Genomic DNA, 16775 nt, shown 5'->3' on the forward strand with positions numbered 1-16775 from the left:
GGGAGGCCGGCACGTCACTCCGGAAGACCGGCCTTGCGGAAGCCATCGACGAAATGCTCGAGCGTCACAGCGTCGCGGAATGGCTCCGTTGCGGCCCAGTGGCGGGTGGTGAAATGCGGGTTGCCGACGAGGAACAGTTCGGCCTCTGCGCGCGCCTCGTCGACCTGGCCCAGTTGGGCAAGGCTTGCCGCCAGGAAGCGGCGTGAGCTTGTACGATAAGTCTCGTCCCTGCGCAGTGTTTCGACAGCGGCTTCGTATTGGCCGACCGCATATTGCGCCTGGCCAAGCGTCAGATAGTACCAACTTGCCGGAAACGGGTTCAGCCGGAACGCCTTGCGAATGTGCTCAAGGCCTTCCTTGACCCGTCCGGCCAGGACCGCGATGTCGGACAATGCCGCCCAGGCATCGGCCTCGTTCGGATCGAGCTCGATCGCCCTGGCGAATTCCGCATCCGCCTCGGCGAAGCTGCGCTCATAGGCAAGCAGGTAAGCCAAAACCCAGCGGCAGCCGGCATCGTTCGGATCGATCGCCACGGCTTTGCGCGCCAGTTCCAACGCAACGCTACGGGACGTTTCGGTTGGTCCGCCGGAATGCACCCATCCCATCCAGTGGTTCATGGCAAGCCAGCGATAGGCCTCGGCATATTCCGGATCGAGCGAAACCGCACGGGTAAGCATCAGATGCGCTTCGCGCGCCGTCTGCGGCGTGTCATCCATCAGCTTGCGCGCCCGCACGCAGAGATCGTAAGCCTCAAGGCTTTTGGGCCGGTTGCGCGGCGGCGGTGCGCGCAGCCTGCCGAGCAACGCCTCGACGATCTTGCCGGTGACCTCGTCCTGAACGGCAAAAATGTCTTCCAGGCTGCGATCGAAGCGTTCTGCCCACAAATGGTCGCCACTCACTGCGTCGACCAGCTGGGCGTTGATGCGCACGCGCCCCGCAGCGCGCCGTGCGCTCCCCTCCAGCAGGTAGCGCACGCCGAGATCCTGCGCGATATCGCGCACGTCCATCGCCTTTCCTTTGTAGGCGAAGGCCGAGTTGCGTGCGATGACGAACAGCCCGGAGATCCTGGACAGGTCGGTAATCAGGTCTTCGGTCAAGCCATCCGCGAAGGATTCCTGCTCGGGATCGTTGCTGACATTGACAAAGGGCAGCACCGCTATCGATGGCTTGCCGGGCAGCGGCAAAGGTTTTCGCTTCGCGCCGAGCTGTTCGACGGCCCCCGTGAAGCGGTAGCCGACGCGCGGAACCGTGGCGATCCAGTCGCCGCCATCTGCAGCCGGGCCAAGCAGCTTTCGCAGCAGCGCGATCTGCACGGTGAGGTTGCCTTCCTCGACGGCCGTGCCCGGCCACGCCGCGTCCATCAACTCGGCCTTCTCGAGGATCTCGCCGGCTCGTCCAACGAGCGCCGCAAGCAGCTTTAGCCCGCGGTAGCCTAAGGCAACGGGGACATCGTTGCGAAGCAGCGTTCCCGCACCGGAATCAAGCACGAACGGACCAAAGGCAAAGCGCGATCCCTGCATGCGGCATATCTATAGCCCGTTTGGAAGTTTTGAGAACTATTTGGCAGAGCTTAATTACGACGCTGTTCGTATCCTGCAGAATTCAGCTTCTTTCAGGTCGAGGATCCCCTGGACCTCAAACCTATGGAGGTTGCTATGAACGATACTCTTGCATCGGCCCCGCATCAGGCAGGGGCAACGCCGGTGGAGCCGGCGGGAATATTGCGTCGGCAACACAGCCTGGCGACCCTGAGAAGCATTATCGCGGCGTGGGACGAGCGGAAACGCTTTCGCTGGGAACTTGAGCAAATGGCGAAGGACAATCCCCATTTGATCGACGACATCGGTCTGACGAGACGGCAGGTCGAGGCAGAGATCGCCAAGCCCTTCTGGCGGCGATGATCCTCGTCGCCGCAAGGTCGCGAAGCTGATAACCGTCATCCTCGCCCCTGGTGCGCCAAAAGCATTTCGGAACGGTGGGAGAAGCTGGGCCGCCGATCCGGTCCCAAAATCGAGCGTTCGCGTGCGTCAGCGGGGCGGCCATTTTCCCCTAGTCGTCGTCGTCATCATCCGTGTAGCGGTCGCGATAGCGGCGACGATCATAGTCCTGGTAACGACGGGAGGATCGGTCCTCCTGGTAAACCCTGCGCTTGACGTAGGTCTCACAATAGTCGTCTTCACAGTAGGTCTCGACAATCCGCTCACGCACAACGCCGTTGTTCGACGAGCTATTCGAGCTTGTGTTCGAGGACTGACTGTCCGCGTGGGCAACGACTGTCGCCATCATCGTCGCTGATGTCACCAGTAGGAACTTCATACGCATGGCTGCCTCCATTTTTGGCTAGATGGCGCAACTCAAAGCCAAGTCGAGGTGAACTCAACGGCTGGGCATGCGGAGTGTGCACTGCAGTCTGGCCCAAAGTGTGGCTTGGCGCGCCGGACAGGATGAAACTGGGGTCTCGTACATTGTTGCTGCGCCTTTCTGAGATCACCGCTCGGAGCGGTCCGACTTGCGCCCCATAAACTGCCCTCGCCGCCCCAGCCAAGATCGGACCGACCGGTCATTGGTCAAGGGGAAGCGAAGTGACTTCCATGCAGAATTCGAGTGCTCATTGGCTTCGGCGCAACCCGGCCGCGCCACTCCTGGGCGCGAGGGCTCAGGGTAGCGGGATTGGCTTGTCACTGAGTGTGCGCAAATAGGCAATTATGTTTGTTCTTTCAGTCTCGTCCGGAGCACCCGGCACTTCCATGTAAACGCCCGGCGTCGTGAGCATGGGCTCAAGCAGAAATTTGTTCAGGTCCTCGTATGTCCAGACACCCTGCCATGCCAGCAAGGCGTCGGAGTAACGCCTCTTGGCCACAGATGCTTTGTCGCGACCGACGACGTTCCACAAAGTCGGTCCCTGATTGGCCCCTTCGTCCGGCACGGCATTGTGGCAGTAGGCACAGAGGCGGGAGAAGGAGGCTCGGCCTTTCTCCACGTCGGCGGCAGCCAACTTCTTCGAGATCGGGGCTGGCGTTGGCAAGATGACGCCGTGCGCGATGAGATAATCAGCCACTTCGCGTTGCCCCTTGAATTTCGCCAGATGGAGCGGTGTCTTGCCGTCCTTTGTCTTCGCATTCACATCCGCGCCGGCCTCGACCAGTGCCTTCACGCAATCGAGGCAACCGGATCTGGCGGCGATGTGAAGGGCGTTTTCGCGGTTGCGCTGCGAATTTGGATTTGCGCCCCTCTCCAGCAACAGATTGATCAAATCGATCCGGCGTTTCGCCAGAGCCGGCATGAGGGCAGGACCCAAACCCGGCGTCGGGGCGGCGTTGACGTCGGCACCGCGTTCGATGAGCAGTTTTGCCGCCACAAAATGCCCGCCCCTGACCGCCAGATAGAGTGGTGTGGCTTGCCCATCGCTCTCATCGACATCGGCGCCTGCGTCGAGCGCTGCCGCAATCGCCGCGACATCGCCCGTTTTCGCGGCGTCGTGGATGGCGGCGGCATGCGATGCAATCGGTGCAAGCACCAACAGAATGAACAGCAAAAACCCGCGCATCCGGCACCCCACTGTCAAACTGGAGGACGGCCAACAAGGCGCTGGTTCGACAGTTCGTCGACGATATCCTCGTCATCGGCCGTTGGAAAGTCTCGTCGGGTATATCGTCAGCGACGTGAAAGTGCGAACCGCAGTCGCTTCATCGCGGCAATCATTCCGGCTGACCCGAGCAATGGAACTGTTCACCCCAGCGGCACAAGCCCTCTGCCCCAGCACAGAGCGTCGATCCGTTTTCCGTCAACGAATAGACGACTTTCGCCGGAGAACCGGGATGGACTTTTCGGTTCACAAGCCCGTCTGCCTCGAGTTCTCGCAGCTGCTGCGTCAGCATCTTTTCGCTGATCGCCGGAATTGACTGCCGCAGCCGGCCGAACCTGCGTGGTGTCGCGCCGAGTTCGCAGATGATGTCCAGCTTCCACTTGCCGGAGACCATCTTTATCGCGGTTGCAAAACCATTCTCGGTGGGTTTGTTCACCTTGCCCTCCTTACCGGCAGGTAACCACTTACGCATCCGTGCGTATTGGTGTCGCGCTTCCCAAATCATAGCTCTCCCTCGGACGACAAGCGAGCCGAGCGTTGCGCCAATCAAAATATGGATGTCGGAATGATGCCTGCAATCGGTGCCCTGGACACTGGACGTATGGGATCGGAACTCGCCCGTGCGCTGCCTGGAGCGGGATATCGCACGACCATCCGGGACAGGACAGCAGAAGAGCCAGGAGGCGATCCAAGCCTTCATCATCAACCAATCATGGAACGCCTCCGAAAAGCGAACTCCTGCTTCGCCGGCGCGAAACAGCAAATCACGTCGGCGAGGCTCGATTGACGACCGCTGGAAGCGGTGGCCGTTTCATGACCAACAGGTTCCCAGGAGAAAAAGCATGACGAATGCAAAACCGGATACAATGCAGGCCGCCGCCATCGACGGGTTCGGTGGAGCCGAGCTGGTTACTGTGCGAGCCGTGCCAGTGCCCGAGGTCGGGCCGAGCGATGTCCTAATCCGGGTCGAAGTGGCGGGCGTGGCCTCGTGGGACGCGCTCGAGCGTGAGGGTCTCTACGACGGGGCTTTCGGAATGCCGTCGACATTCCCCTATGTGCTCGGCTGGGACTGCGCGGGAGCAGTCGTCGCCGTTGGCAGCCAGGTTAGCCGCTTCAAGGAAGGCGACCGGGTGTACGCTGCATCCATGCCACTTCCCAAGGGTGGAACCTACGCCACCTACGCAGTAACGGATGCGGACAACGTGTCGCTCATCCCCGCCAAGCTCACGATCGAGCAAGCCGGCGTCATGGGCTGGGATGCGGAAGAGGTCGGCCTAAAGCAGGGCGATACAATAATGATCTTCCGCGCCAGCGGCGGTATCGGGCACATGGCCATCCAACTCGCAACACGATTGGGCGCCCGTGTATTGGCGGTGGCTTCGGGCGATGACGGCGTGGCGCTATCGCAGCGGCTGGGCGCCGACGCCGTCGTCAACGGGCGCAAGGACGACGTGGTGGCGGCCGCTCGTGAATTCGCCGCCGGCGGCCTCGACGCTGCCCTTGTCACCGTAAGCAGTGAGGCGGCCGACCGCGCGCTGACGTCAGTGCGCGACGGCGGTCGGGTCGCCTGCCCGCACGGCGCGATGCCCGACCCAAAAGTCCGGCCCGGCGTGGAGCTCATTCGCTACAACGGCGCACGCAGCCAGGACGCGACCGACAAGCTTAACCGCCTGATCGACTCTGGCCCGTTCGACGTCCATGTCGCCCGTACATTCCCGTTCGACAGGGTTGTTGATGCGCACCGAGCGCTTGCCACCCACTACGTCGGCAAGCTCGCCTTGCGGGTGAGTTGAGCAAAGGGTGGATTCCAGCAGACATCACCAGGCGTTGCGACGGCAGGATTATGACAGCCATGGAAATGTGCTGGCGCTTTCCCATCCGCCGATCGCCGCTGATCTGCCAGAAACAAAAAAATGTGCTGCCGTTTGCGGTCACCGACTATCGCGGCTGCAAATGGCGCGTCGGAGAGGATGAAACTGGGCACCGCTATGTCATTGCTGCGCCCGTTGATCTAAGATCACTTCTCGGAGCGGAGGATCGGCTTTGCGCCACTTGCCGACCTCAGCACCTCTAAGCGCGAACGTCTGGTGTGATGCGGGCGTTCGTAGGGCATCTCGCTGTTACATCGCGGTGACAAAGCACCGCCACGGTGGCGTCAACCGGTTACACAGAGCAGAAAATATCTCCGGCCTTCTGGGAGTGGTCAGCGTCCCAGAGGCTGCGTGGGCGTGTCGTCGGTTGGCTGTTAGCGCGGCGACTGGAACGCTCCACGCCTCGCAAGCGGGATAGCGAAGTCTCGTGAAGGCAAGATCAGCTGCGTTCTCCGTTCTGTATCGGCGACGGGCGGCGACTGGGAGAGATGGATACCATGCACACAGGGCGTCCGGAAGTTAGCAGGACATGGACGCGGGGCGGCCCGCGTGCAGGCGCTTGGCTGAGCGGTGCAATGACCACGCAGCGCCGCCTCGCAGCGATCCTGGCTTGCGACGTGGTCGGCTATTCGCGGCTGACGGAGCGCGACGAGCGCGGCACGCTCGAGCGGCTGAAGATCTACCGCAAGGACCTTCTCGAACCGCTGGTCTCCGAGCACCAGGGTCGGATCGTCAAGCTCACCGGCGACGGCATGCTGTGCGAGTTCGCGAGCGTCGTTTACGCGGTGACCTCGGCGATTGCGATCCAGCAGGCCCTGGCAGAACACGAGGCGGAGACGCCCGAGGAAGAGCGGATTCGCTTCCGCATCGGCGTCAATCTCGGCGACGTGGTCTGCGAGGAGGACGGCGACCTCTACGGCGACGGGGTCAACATCGCCGCCCGCCTCGAAAGCATCGCCGATCCCGGCACCGTGGTCGTCTCGGGCACCGCCTACGACCACCTTCAGGGCAAGCTCGACTGCGGCTTCACGCCGCTCGGCGACCTGCGCCTCAAGAACATCGAGCGGCCTGTGCGCGCCTACCGCGTCGAGACCGACGCCAGCGCCTCGGTGGCTGCACTGCCTCCCCTGCCCGAGAAACCCTCGATCGCGGTTCTGCCTTTCACCAACATGAGCGGCGACCCCGACCAGGAATACTTCGCCGACGGGCTGGTAGAGGACATCATCACGGGATTGAGCCGGGTGAACTCCTTCTTCGTGATCGCCCGCAATTCGTCCTTCACCTACAAGGGCCGGGCGGTGGACCTGCGCCAGGTCGGACGCGAGCTGGGCGTCCGCTACGTGCTCGAAGGCAGCATCCGAAGAGCAGGATCGCGGGTGCGCATCAGTGGGCAGTTGGTGGACGCGATCAGCGGACACCATGTCTGGGCCGACCGCTTCGAGGGCGACGTGAGCGACATCTTCGACCTGCAGGACAAGGTGACCGAGAGCGTCGTCGGCGCCGTCGAGCCGAGCATCCGGCTGCAGGAGATCAAGCAGGCGCGCATGAAGCCGACCGACTACATCAGCGCCTACGACCTCTACCTTCGCGCGCTGCCGCGCTTCTACAGCATGACCCGCGAAGGCTTTGCCGACGTGCGCCGGCTCACCAACGAGGCGCTTAGCATCGACCCCAGCTTCAACTTGGCGAAGGCACTCGGCGCCTATATCCGCAGCCTATCCGTGAGCCAGTGCTGGCACGAGCCCGACGATATCCGAGTCGCCGCGCGCATGGCGCGCGAGGTATTGGCTGAAGCGCGCGACGACCCCACGAGCCTACGCTTCGCCGCGCAGGTGATCGCCTACAGCGCGAAGGACTACGAGATGGCGCTGGGCACGATCGAACGATCCCTGCTACTCAACCCCAATTCGGCGCAAGGCCATACGGGCAGCGGCTGGGTGAACGCACATTCCAGCCGCCCGCTCGTCGCGATCGAGCACTTTCACAGGGCAATGCGGCTGAGCCCGGTCGACCCCGAGAAGGGCATCGCGCTCTCCGGCATCGGGATGAGCTACCTGATGCTCGAGCGCTACGAAGAAGCGCTGGCATGGGGAGAGCGCGCGCTGCACGAGATGCCGAACTACGGCTCCTCGCACCGGGTGGTGATCATGGCGCTGGTCAAACTCAACCGGTTGGATGAGGCGCAGGCAGCGGCGCGGCGGCTGATGGAGGCGTTCCCGACCTACACGCTCACCCTGCAGAGACAGATCAACCCGTGGCGAGACAAGGTGTTCGCCGAGAGTTACGTCGAGGCGCTGGGCATCTCCGGCGTGCCGGAGTGATCGTCGCGGTTGCAAAGATGCCCTCTCCTGCGCGTCACGTCCGGCCAGGCGACGTCCCTTGATCCCGCGTCGCTTCTGGAAGGACAGTTCTCTGGCCGGCTTGTCCGAGGACTGAGCGCGTAGAGCAGCCGTGAGCAGCAGCTCTCTGTTGGGTTCGCGTCGAACTCCGGTTTTCACCCTGACGAGACCTACCGGCGGTCCAGAAAAAAGTCGCCGTTGGGTCAGAACTGAACGTTGCGACACGATTTTGGAATGTACATTCGATTGGCGCGCCCGAGGAGATTCGAACTCCTGACCCCGATTCGTCAAAACATTGTTTTCCGGAAGCCTTGGAAAACCAAGATCTCGGATCGCCTATAGAGTAGAGACTGCGTCTCGCGCACGGTTCGGTTCGTGCGATCGATTCAGCAGTTGCCGATTGAGCAGCATGGAATCGCCGAATTCATGCGTGCGGTATCGGTGCGCGGCGAAGGCTGCGGAGGCGTTGGCGAGCAGAGCATCGTCGGCAAAGGCGCGCAGGAGCTCGAAATGGCTTTCGCCGGGCTGGTGGACGCCTGTGAGAATTGCATCGACGACGCGAAGCGGCGTCTCCCGCGCGACGCGGCCCGTCGCAATGCTATTTTTTGCACGCACGCTGCCATCGGGATTGGCGGCCGCCTCAAGCGCGCGCACTACGCTCGTGCCGACCGCGATGATGCGGCTGCCGCGCAGCTTCGCCCGCGCGACCTGCGCCGCGGTGTGCTCGGGGATGCGGTATGGCTCGTCGAAGGGAAGGCGCGAGTCGAGCGCGCGATCCCCGGTGGAGGAAATGCCCGCGGCATGCGTGAGTGTTGCGAAGCCGATTTCGTGGCGCCGCCAGCTTTGAAGCGTGCGCCAATCGAGCGCAAAGCCTGCCGATGGCGCCTCGAACGCGACCGGCCGGGCGGCAATCTTCGTCCAAACATCCCAAAGTGCCAACGGCTCTGGAACATGCGCGTATTGGATCGGCCGACCGTGCTGCGCCAGTCCTGCAAGCACAGCTGCGTCGTTGCCCAAGAAGCGCAGCTCGAGAAGGCGGGGATGGTCGAGAAGGCGCTCCACAACGGCTTCAAGCGGGCCGAGCCGAAGGCGATTGCCCGGTGACAGTGGAGGCGGAGGCAGCCGATCTTCGGTGCGCGTGCGGTGATCGCCCGCACCGAAGGCAATCGCCACGAATCGCGTTGGATCGGCAAGTGACAGCCAGCCCGCCAGGCGGATCTCGATCGCTTCACTGCTGGGGACATGCGTGCCGTGCAAGCTGGCAGGCAAGGTCGCGGCGTCATTGGCGACGACCAGGTCGCCGGGCTCGAATAGCTTCGCGAGGTCAGCGCGCGGCAGGTCGGTCATCGCGCCGTCCGCCATGACGACCAACAGCCTGGCGGAGCGCCGATCCGGATGGTCGGCGGCAATCATCCACGTGCCACGGCGCGGGGCGCTGCGCCAGCCGGCAACGCGTCAAGCAGCTTTTCAATGATCTCGGCAGCTGCCAGATCGGGGTGCTTCAAGGTGGCCGGATCGGCATCAGGAAGCGCCAGCGCGTGCAGCGGGGTGTCCATATCGCCGGGGTCGAGCGCGAGGAACCTTATGCCATCGTCTTTCGCCTCCTCGTCCCAGATCGCCGTCAGATGGGCAAGAGCGGCCTTGCTCGCGCCATACGCGCCCCAGCCAGGATAGGCGTTCATCGCCGCGTCGCTGGAGATGTTGATCACCAGCGCGCCACGGCCCTCGCGCGCCGACGTGGCAAGCGCACCGAACAGCGCTTTCGTCAGCCGAAACGCGCCGACGAGATTGACCGCAAGCGCTTTTTCCAGATCCTCGCACTCGGTGTCGGCAAGCAGCGCAAGCGGCACCGGCCCGAGGCTCGATGCATTATTGATCAGAACGTCGAGCCCGCCGAGGCTCGCAGTGACCTGCAACGCGATCGGGTAGATTTCTTTCTTCTTGCCGACGTCGCCGACAATGCCGTGTGCGCCGGTCTCGTCAGCGATGCGCTCTACGTTCGCAGCAGTGCGTGCGACGAAGGCGACGCTCGCACCCTGCGCGGCGAGCTGCCGCACAAGCGCCAGTCCGAGGCCGGACGTGCCACCCGTGACCGCTACGCGAAGACCGTGGAAATCCATATTCGTCAGCATTGCCGATGCTCCTTCCATCCGTGCAAGCCAATGCTACAAGCTCAAGTTAACTTGAGGTCAAGCGTTCATTGCGTGGATCGATGCCGACACGATAGGTCTGGCTCGAGGCGTGATCTTCCCTTCTCCCCTTGTGGGAGAAGGTGGATTGGCGCGCAGCGCCAAGACGGTTGAGGGGTGTTGGACGGAGTGCGGCGGTGCCAAGCTGGAACACCCCTCATCCGAGCTTCGCTCGGCCACCTTCTCCCACAAGGGGAGAAGGGAGAGAGGTGCTGACGCCGGGTGCCGCCAGCGTTCAGCTGCGGTATTGTTCGTCGCTGACTTTCTCCAGCCATTCGACCGGCTTGCCATCAAGCGATTCCTGGATAGCGAGATGCGTCATCGCCGTCGTCGCAGACGCGCCGTGCCAATGCTTCACGCCAGGCGGAATCCAGACGACGTCACCTGGCCGGATTTCTTCTACTGGCGTGCCTTCGCGCTGGACCCGGCCGAGACCGGCCGTGACGATCAGCGTCTGGCCGAGTGGGTGCGTGTGCCAGGCGGTGCGGGCGCCAGGCTCGAACGTGACGCTGGCGCCACCGACGCGCGCCGGCTCGGGCGCCTGGAAGAGCGGATCGATGCGCACGGTCCCGGTAAAGTAATCGGCCGGCCCGGGGCCGGACGGCTGTGATCCAACTCGCGTGATCTTCATTGTCTCATTCCTTCCTTGGACAGAAGCTGCGCCAACCTGGCCTGCTGCAGCCACGGCGGCGAAAGCACTCGTCGCGGCAAGGACGTCTCTGCGGGTGATGATCATGTCTCAAGCCCCTTCGTTTTCGACGAGGTGGATCAGAGCAGCTTCTCCGGCGTGATCGGCAGTTCGCGGACGCGCTTTCCGGTAGCGTGGAAAATGGCATTGGCGATCGCTGGCGCGACGCCGACCAGCGCGATCTCGCCGAGGCCTTTCACGCCGAGCGGGTTCACGTGCGGGTCGTGCTCGTCGACGAATATCACGTCCATGACAGGCGGCGCGTCGGCGTGCACCGGCACGGCGTATTCGGCGAGATTGGCATTGGTGACGCGCCCGTTGCGGGGGTCGACAACCGAGTGCTCCATGAGGGCCATGCCGATGCCGCCGATCATGCCGCCGATGCACTGGCTGCGCGCGATCTTCGGGTTGACGACGCGGCCGGCGCCATAGGCGCCGACCATGCGCCGCACGCGCGTCTCGCCGAGATCGGGATCGACGGCCACCTCCACGAACACGGCGCCAAAGGCGTGCATGGAAAACCGCTTCGTCTCATCTCCGGGAGCGACGTCGGCGGTTGCCTCGATGACTTGGCCGAGACGCTTCATGGCCTCTTCAATTTCGTTGGCGCCGGCTCGTGCCAGCGCGTCGTCGAGCGCCTTGCGGCAAGCCGCCTGCACCGCACTGCCGACGCTCGCCATGGTCATGGAACCGCCGTGGATAGGGGCGCGCGGCAGGCGGGTGTCGCCAAGCGTGAACTTGACCCGCTCGATCGGCAGGCCCAGCGTGTCCGCCGCGACCTGCGTCATCGATGTCCATGTGCCGGGTCCCATGTCGCTCGCTGCGCTCATCACTTCGGCAGTGCCGTCCGGCAAGAGCCGGGCCATGGCCGAGGCGGGTGCATAGTTCATCGGATAGGTGGCGCTGGCCATGCCCCAGCCAATCAGCGAGCGCCCGTCGCGCATGGACCGCGGCGCGGCGTTCCTTTGTGCCCACCCGAAACGCTCGGCGGCGGCCCGGTAGCATTCCCTGGTCGAACGGCTCGAGAACGGGAGGTCCTTGAATTCGTCCCGGTCCGGCTCGTTGCGCAACCGCAGTTCGACGGAATCCATGTTCAGCGCGACCGCCAACTCGTCCATGGCCGATTCGAGGGCATACATGCCGCTCGCCTCACCGGGCGCGCGCATGTAGGTCGGCGTGTGGACGTTCATCGGCGCGATGCGATGGCGCGTGTGGACGTTCGGGCAGGAGTGCAGGAACCGGGTCGCGCTGAGCAGCGCCTCGGTGAACTCCTCGTAGGTCGAGGTCTCCTGGTGGCCCTCGTGCCGGATGGCCTGGAGCTGGCCGTCACGGGAGGCGCCAAGCGCGGCCCGCTGGACCGTGTGAGGACGGTAGCCGACGCCGTAATACATTTCGCGCCGCGACAGCACCAGCTTGACTGGCCGTCCGGCTACACGGGCGCCCAGCGCGGCGAGCGTGACATGCGGCCAGCAGCGCAACGCCGAACCAAACGCGCCGCCGACGAAGGGCGAGATGACACGGACGTTCTCGGCAGCGATGCCGAACACGGCGGCGATCTCCTCGGCGACGTTGTGCACCCATTGTGTCTTGTCCCACAGGGTCAGGCTGTGGCCCTGCCATGAGGCAATGGTGGCGAACATCTCTATCGGGTTGTGGTTCTCGCGCGGGATCACATAGGTCTGGTCGACCCGGAATTCCGCTTGTTCGAAGGCGCTGTCGGGTTCGCCTCGCCGTATCTCCCACTCCGCCGGTTTCCCGGTAGGCAGAACTGGATCGACGCTTTCCATGTCGGTGGCCGCCGCTTCGTGCCGGTAGGTAACCCGCACGACCTCCGCCGCGTAAACCGCCTGTTCAAGCGTCTCGGCGACCACCAGCGCGATCGGCTGGCCCTGGTGAGTCACTCGGTCGTCCTGCAGCACATGCAGGCGCTCGCCAACGGCTGCGTCCGGGAGGCCCTTATGCGGCTGGTAGGCGAGCCTGGGCGCGTTGCTGTGCGTCACAACCGCGGTTACGCCGGGCGCCCGTTCGGCCTCCGCCGTGTCGATGGATGCAATGCGGCCGTTCGCGACAATGCTCCTGACGACGGCGGCATGGGCGAGGTTCGGCACTTCGAACTCGGCGGCATAGGTCGCGGCGCCGGTAACTTTCAGGCGGCCATCGACGCGGCTGACGGATTTTCCGATCAAGGCAGCAGTCATGCGCGTGCTCCCGCGATTTCGACCGCACGCACGATGGCGCGCTGCATGAGTTCGATCTTGAAACCGTTGTGGCCGCGACCCCGTGTGCCGTCTGCTGCGAGCGCCGCCGCCTGGCGGAGCACCGCTGGCTCGAAGTCGGCGCCGGCGAGAACGGTCTCGACGTTCGACAGGCGCCAGGGTTTCGTTCCAACGCCGCCGAGCGCTACGCGGGCCTGCCGGATGCGAGCGCCGTCCGTCTCGATTGCGACTGCGGCCGAGACCACGGCGAACTCGAAGGAGGCGCGATCGCGTACCTTGAGATAGTGAGACCGCAGTCCTGCCGCCCTGGCCGGAACCGTGATCGCGGTGATCACTTCGCCCGGTTTCAGGACGGTTTCGAGGTGCGGCGTATCGCGGGGAAGGCGATGGAGATCGGAGAGCGGCACGGAACGGTCACCGCCAGCTCCTCGGAGCTCGACCGACGCATCGAGCGCCACCAGGGCAACCGCGAGGTCCGACGGGTGAACGGCGATACAGTTGTCGCTCGTGCCGAGCACTGCGTGCCAGCGGTTCTCGCCGTCCAATGCGGCGCAGCCGGAGCCAGGCACGCGCTTGTTGCATGCCTCGTAGCCGACATCGCGAAAGTAGGGACAGCGTGTGCGCTGAAGCAGATTGCCGCCCATGGTCGCCTGGTTGCGGACCTGCGGGCTCGCCGAATTCAGCAGCGCCTGGGATATCAGAGGGAACTGCTCGACCACAGCTTGATGGGCGGCCACCTCCGCCATCGTGGCGGCGGCGCCAAGCCTCAGGCCTTGCGGACCGATCTCGATGCCGTCGTCGAGAACTCCCGCGAGGCTCACAAGCCGATCCGGTCGGCGGACATTCTCCTGCAGAAGCTGCACCATGTCGGTGCCGCCGGCGATGTATTCGACCGGCGCATCATTGCGGCCGGCTTGAGCGCCGAAGCTGAGTGCGGCAGAGAGATCCCGCGGACGTTCGAGCACAAAGGGATGCATGGCTCAGCCCTCCTGCGTCGAGTTGGACACGGCAGCCGCGTCCTGGATGGCCGCGACGATATGGTCGTAGGCGCCGCAACGGCACAGATTGCCGCTCATCCATTCGCGGATCTCCTGCGGCGACCCGGCATGGCCTTCGCTGATGCAGGCGACGCCGGCCATGATCTGCCCCGACGTGCAATAGCCGCACTGGAAGGCATCGCGCTCGATGAAGGACGCCTGCAACGGATGGAGCTCATCGCCCTGCGCCAATCCTTCGATGGTTTTGATTTCGCGGCCCTGAGCGAGCGCCGCGAGCGAGAGGCAGGCCTTCACGCGCATGCCATCCATCAACACCGTGCAGGCGCCGCATTGGCCGAGGCCGCAGCCCTTCTTCGAGCCCGTCAGATGCAGGTGCTCGCGCAGCGCATCCAGCAGCGTCGTGCGCGGGTCGAGCGAAAGCCGGTGCTTCGTCCCGTTGATGCGCAGCGACACATCGAGCGGCGCCGTCGCGGCGCCGGCAGCCTGTGCCAGCGCCGGAGATATAGCTCCGGGCACGAATTGTTCTCCTAAAAGAGCACCGCCAGTCACAGCAGCCGCTTGCATGAGCTCCCGGCGCGTTATGTCCGAACTGGCTGTCGAAGTTCTTTGGCTATCAGACATGTCGATTGTCGCTTTCGTGATGATCCGCCAAATTCGCGGCCCAAGATATGGATGCCCCCCCGCCCGAAGACACGCTGGGTGCGTGTGCGACGCTAAAAGCTTAGGGCGCTTGAGGCGCCTTGATTAGCGCCCGCTCCCCGATAGGACCTATCGGTCGGGGCCATGAATGGCAGCGACGCGAATGAACTGCCGCCGGTTCTTCCTTCATCGTCATTGCTCAGACGGGTTCGCGCCACCGTCCGGGAAATTTGCGGTGCTCTCGGCAATCGAGATCGATTGAGTGTGTGCAGTTCGCTCGATTAGTCGTATAATCCGCCCAAACTTATGGGGCGGAACCATAAATGCAGCGCGGACGACTCGATATGCTTCTGGCCTTTCTGGCGGTTGCGCGGGAGGGCAGCTTCACGCGCGCCGCTGCGCAGCTCGGAATTTCGCAGTCCACGCTCAGCCACACGGTCCGCGATCTGGAAGAGCGGCTGGGCATTCGGCTGCTGACGAGAACGACCCGAAGCGTTTCGCCTACAGAGGCCGGCGAGCGGCTGCTGCGCAATATCGGCCCGCGCTTTGAGGAGATCGAGGCCGAGGTCGAGGCGTTGAGCGAATTGCGGGAGAAGCCCGCCGGCACCATTCGCCTCACGGCAAGCGATCACGCGTTCAACGCCGTCATCTGGCCGAAGCTGGCGAAGCTCCTGCCGGACTATCCCGACGTCACCGTCGAGGTCTTCCTCGACAACGCACTGACGGATATTGCTGCCGAACGGTTCGACGCGGGCGTGCGAATGGGAGAGCGTGTTGCAAAAGACATGATCGCGGTGCGCGTCGGACCGGACATCCGCTTCGCCGTCGTCGGGACGAAGTCGTATTTCGCCAGGCGGCCGCCGCCAACGACGCCGCAGGAGCTGACCGAACACGTTTGCATCAACCAGCGCTTTTCCATCAATGGCGGGCTTTGGGCCTGGGATTTCGAGCGCGATGGTCGCGAGCTGAAGGTGCGGGTGGACGGCCAGATTGTCCTCAATGGCACCCTCGAGATTCTCGAGGCGGCGCTGGCTGGTTTCGGCCTCGCCTATGTGCCGGAGGATGTCGCGGAGCGTCATCTGGAAAGCGGCCGCCTGATGCGGGTGCTGGATGAGTGGTCACCGCCCTGGCCGGGATATCACCTCTACTATCCAAGCCGTCGCCAAGCGTCGCCGGCTTTCGCCCTGCTCGTCGATGCGCTCCGCTTCTCGGGTTGAGGCAATGCAGTGCGAAGCGTCTTCGGCCAGGATTGACCGTTCAGTACCGCCGGAACCGGTCAGCCGAAGACGAACGCCATCAGCAGCTCCGGCTCGATCACCGGCGCCCGCACGACGTTCAATTGACCACGGTACCGACGTTCGCCCGTGCCGAGGACAAATCCGCTGGTGACCGGCGTTTCACCGTTGATGTCGAGGCGCGCAAAAATGTCGGCGACATTGAGGTCCAACGCCAGCTTGAGGTCGTGCCGCGCATCGTCCTTTGGTCCGGAAGGCAGTTGGCGCTTCACCAATTGCTGGAACGGAACATTGAAAGTCAGGATCTTCTTCGATGACGTCAAGGCAAATGCAGGCGAGGGGCAGGCAACCAGTATGGCGTTGATTGTCGTTATTGACGCGAGCTTACTCAACGTCACGTTTTCCTTCGCCTGTCCGCGTATGCAGGCTACCCGGATCGCCGATGTCAGATTGCCACTCTGTGCCTGAACTCCGGCTATCTCATCTATGAGCATGCCGATCGTGCACTTCCGGCTCTCAGCCATCTGCTTCAGCGATATCCAAAAAGCCCGCTCCAGACGGATCCCGCGGCGTGTTCCGCCACGCGCCACAACTCGAAATTCCAGGCCAAAATCCTCCTTGGCGAGCGGCAGGAGTCGCTGATCGGTATTGGTGGAGGGAGAGGTGGCGCTAGCGCTCACTCATGGCCTCCTGACGCGCCTTGTTGATCGGCTTCAAAAGGGAACTCAGGATCGTCTTGCGTCTGGTCTTGATGTCGACAGAGCAGATCACGCCCGGGATGATCGGATAAGCCTCGCCATCCCGTTCGATCGTCGAAATCGCAAATGTGATCAGGAGGCCAAGGCGCTTGCCAATGGCCACTTTGATTATCGTATTCGTTTCTACCCCACCCACGCTTCTGCCCGGTACTTTTTATGGCCAAGCCTTCTCACCGAAGCTTTGACAAATTATCCGACAGATTCTTCGAATACGTGAGTGTTTGTTGATCTAGGGCCGGCTAAGAACCGAATTCGG

The 16775-nt window shown here is 63.4% G+C and carries 15 protein-coding genes and 1 pseudogene; 4 read left to right on the top strand and 12 right to left on the bottom strand.

Annotated features, from left to right (window positions below):
• Window positions 1-14: 14 nt before the first annotated feature.
• Window positions 15-1520: a winged helix-turn-helix domain-containing tetratricopeptide repeat protein gene (locus tag AC0L28_RS07820; RefSeq protein ID WP_473476586.1), complete on the bottom strand. Its 1506-nt coding sequence runs from the start codon at window positions 1518-1520 to the stop codon at window positions 15-17.
• A 135-nt stretch (window positions 1521-1655) separates the two neighbouring features.
• On the opposite strand from AC0L28_RS07820, the gene AC0L28_RS07825 reads away from it, so the two are divergent.
• Window positions 1656-1901 (top strand): DUF1127 domain-containing protein, encoded by a 246-nt coding sequence (locus AC0L28_RS07825; protein ID WP_236393301.1) that lies wholly within the window; start codon window positions 1656-1658, stop codon window positions 1899-1901.
• A 148-nt stretch (window positions 1902-2049) separates the two neighbouring features.
• Here the strand turns inward: AC0L28_RS07825 and AC0L28_RS07830 are convergent, their stop codons facing one another.
• The 3 genes from AC0L28_RS07830 to AC0L28_RS07840 all read right to left on the bottom strand — a co-directional run bounded on the left by AC0L28_RS07830 (window position 2050) and on the right by AC0L28_RS07840 (window position 4349).
• Window positions 2050-2322, bottom strand: coding sequence for a hypothetical protein (locus AC0L28_RS07830; protein ID WP_023796961.1), 273 nt, complete (start codon window positions 2320-2322; stop codon window positions 2050-2052).
• Window positions 2323-2656: 334 nt separating this feature from the next.
• Window positions 2657-3535: an ankyrin repeat domain-containing protein gene (locus AC0L28_RS07835; protein WP_473476588.1), complete on the bottom strand. Its 879-nt coding sequence runs from the start codon at window positions 3533-3535 to the stop codon at window positions 2657-2659.
• Window positions 3536-3698: 163 nt separating this feature from the next.
• Window positions 3699-4349 (bottom strand): winged helix-turn-helix transcriptional regulator, encoded by a 651-nt coding sequence (locus AC0L28_RS07840; protein ID WP_473476590.1) that lies wholly within the window; start codon window positions 4347-4349, stop codon window positions 3699-3701.
• 79 nt (window positions 4350-4428) lie between these two features.
• Here AC0L28_RS07840 and AC0L28_RS07845 point away from each other — a divergent pair, with 79 nt between their 5' ends.
• The gene (locus tag AC0L28_RS07845) at window positions 4429-5379 is read left to right on the top strand and encodes a quinone oxidoreductase family protein (RefSeq protein WP_473476593.1); all 951 of its coding nucleotides are present in this window, start codon (window positions 4429-4431) and stop codon (window positions 5377-5379) included.
• A 653-nt stretch (window positions 5380-6032) separates the two neighbouring features.
• Window positions 6033-7778 carry an adenylate/guanylate cyclase domain-containing protein gene (locus AC0L28_RS07850; protein ID WP_473476595.1) on the top strand — a complete coding sequence of 582 codons (1746 nt, stop codon included), beginning with the start codon at window positions 6033-6035 and terminating at the stop codon, window positions 7776-7778.
• 354 nt (window positions 7779-8132) lie between these two features.
• Here the strand turns inward: AC0L28_RS07850 and AC0L28_RS07855 are convergent, their stop codons facing one another.
• The 6 genes from AC0L28_RS07855 to AC0L28_RS07880 all read right to left on the bottom strand — a co-directional run bounded on the left by AC0L28_RS07855 (window position 8133) and on the right by AC0L28_RS07880 (window position 14508).
• Window positions 8133-9209 carry an S-adenosylmethionine:tRNA ribosyltransferase-isomerase gene (locus AC0L28_RS07855; RefSeq protein ID WP_473476597.1) on the bottom strand — a complete coding sequence of 359 codons (1077 nt, stop codon included), beginning with the start codon at window positions 9207-9209 and terminating at the stop codon, window positions 8133-8135.
• Window positions 9206-9928 (bottom strand): SDR family NAD(P)-dependent oxidoreductase, encoded by a 723-nt coding sequence (locus AC0L28_RS07860; protein WP_027152086.1) that lies wholly within the window; start codon window positions 9926-9928, stop codon window positions 9206-9208. Before AC0L28_RS07860 ends, AC0L28_RS07855 begins: the two co-directional genes overlap by 4 nt.
• Before the next feature lie 292 nt (window positions 9929-10220).
• Window positions 10221-10616 carry a (R)-mandelonitrile lyase gene (locus AC0L28_RS07865; protein WP_473476599.1) on the bottom strand — a complete coding sequence of 132 codons (396 nt, stop codon included), beginning with the start codon at window positions 10614-10616 and terminating at the stop codon, window positions 10221-10223.
• Between the two features lie 137 nt (window positions 10617-10753).
• Window positions 10754-12871, bottom strand: a complete 2118-nt coding sequence (locus AC0L28_RS07870) for a xanthine dehydrogenase family protein molybdopterin-binding subunit (RefSeq protein ID WP_473476601.1) — start codon at window positions 12869-12871, stop codon at window positions 10754-10756.
• The gene (locus AC0L28_RS07875; protein ID WP_027152088.1) at window positions 12868-13866 is read right to left on the bottom strand and encodes an FAD binding domain-containing protein; all 999 of its coding nucleotides are present in this window, start codon (window positions 13864-13866) and stop codon (window positions 12868-12870) included. The genes AC0L28_RS07870 and AC0L28_RS07875 overlap by 4 nt, the downstream gene beginning before the upstream one ends.
• Before the next feature lie 3 nt (window positions 13867-13869).
• Window positions 13870-14508 carry a (2Fe-2S)-binding protein gene (locus AC0L28_RS07880; RefSeq protein ID WP_473476604.1) on the bottom strand — a complete coding sequence of 213 codons (639 nt, stop codon included), beginning with the start codon at window positions 14506-14508 and terminating at the stop codon, window positions 13870-13872.
• Window positions 14509-14849: 341 nt separating this feature from the next.
• Between AC0L28_RS07880 and AC0L28_RS07885 the strand changes: the two genes are divergently transcribed.
• Window positions 14850-15743: a LysR family transcriptional regulator gene (locus AC0L28_RS07885; RefSeq protein WP_027152090.1), complete on the top strand. Its 894-nt coding sequence runs from the start codon at window positions 14850-14852 to the stop codon at window positions 15741-15743.
• Between the two features lie 59 nt (window positions 15744-15802).
• On the opposite strand, the gene AC0L28_RS07890 is transcribed toward AC0L28_RS07885, so the two are convergent.
• Together AC0L28_RS07890 and AC0L28_RS07895 are read right to left on the bottom strand one after the other, a co-directional pair.
• Entirely contained in the window at window positions 15803-16441 is a 639-nt protein-coding gene (locus AC0L28_RS07890) for a ribbon-helix-helix domain-containing protein (protein WP_027152091.1), read from the bottom strand.
• Window positions 16431-16577, bottom strand: a pseudogene (locus AC0L28_RS07895) (HlyD family type I secretion periplasmic adaptor subunit); the annotation flags it as partial. The gene AC0L28_RS07890 and the pseudogene AC0L28_RS07895, both read right to left, overlap by 11 nt.
• Between the last annotated feature and the right edge of the window lie 198 nt (window positions 16578-16775).

It is taken from the genome of Mesorhizobium sp. WSM4847 (assembly GCF_055811335.1).

What these genes read in the sequence shown, in the direction of transcription:
- AC0L28_RS07845 (WP_473476593.1), top strand. Translation starts at nt 4,429, where the DNA reads ATGACGAATGCAAAACCGGATACAATGCAGGCCGCCGCCATCGACGGG.
- AC0L28_RS07865 (WP_473476599.1), bottom strand. Translation starts at nt 10,616, where the DNA reads ATGAAGATCACGCGAGTTGGATCACAGCCGTCCGGCCCCGGGCCGGCC.
- AC0L28_RS07850 (WP_473476595.1), top strand. Translation starts at nt 6,033, where the DNA reads ATGACCACGCAGCGCCGCCTCGCAGCGATCCTGGCTTGCGACGTGGTC.
- AC0L28_RS07875 (WP_027152088.1), bottom strand. Translation starts at nt 13,866, where the DNA reads ATGCATCCCTTTGTGCTCGAACGTCCGCGGGATCTCTCTGCCGCACTC.
- AC0L28_RS07885 (WP_027152090.1), top strand. Translation starts at nt 14,850, where the DNA reads ATGCAGCGCGGACGACTCGATATGCTTCTGGCCTTTCTGGCGGTTGCG.
- AC0L28_RS07830 (WP_023796961.1), bottom strand. Translation starts at nt 2,322, where the DNA reads ATGCGTATGAAGTTCCTACTGGTGACATCAGCGACGATGATGGCGACA.
- AC0L28_RS07880 (WP_473476604.1), bottom strand. Translation starts at nt 14,508, where the DNA reads ATGTCTGATAGCCAAAGAACTTCGACAGCCAGTTCGGACATAACGCGC.
- AC0L28_RS07825 (WP_236393301.1), top strand. Translation starts at nt 1,656, where the DNA reads ATGAACGATACTCTTGCATCGGCCCCGCATCAGGCAGGGGCAACGCCG.
- AC0L28_RS07855 (WP_473476597.1), bottom strand. Translation starts at nt 9,209, where the DNA reads ATGATTGCCGCCGACCATCCGGATCGGCGCTCCGCCAGGCTGTTGGTC.
- AC0L28_RS07820 (WP_473476586.1), bottom strand. Translation starts at nt 1,520, where the DNA reads ATGCAGGGATCGCGCTTTGCCTTTGGTCCGTTCGTGCTTGATTCCGGT.
- AC0L28_RS07860 (WP_027152086.1), bottom strand. Translation starts at nt 9,928, where the DNA reads ATGCTGACGAATATGGATTTCCACGGTCTTCGCGTAGCGGTCACGGGT.
- AC0L28_RS07870 (WP_473476601.1), bottom strand. Translation starts at nt 12,871, where the DNA reads ATGACTGCTGCCTTGATCGGAAAATCCGTCAGCCGCGTCGATGGCCGC.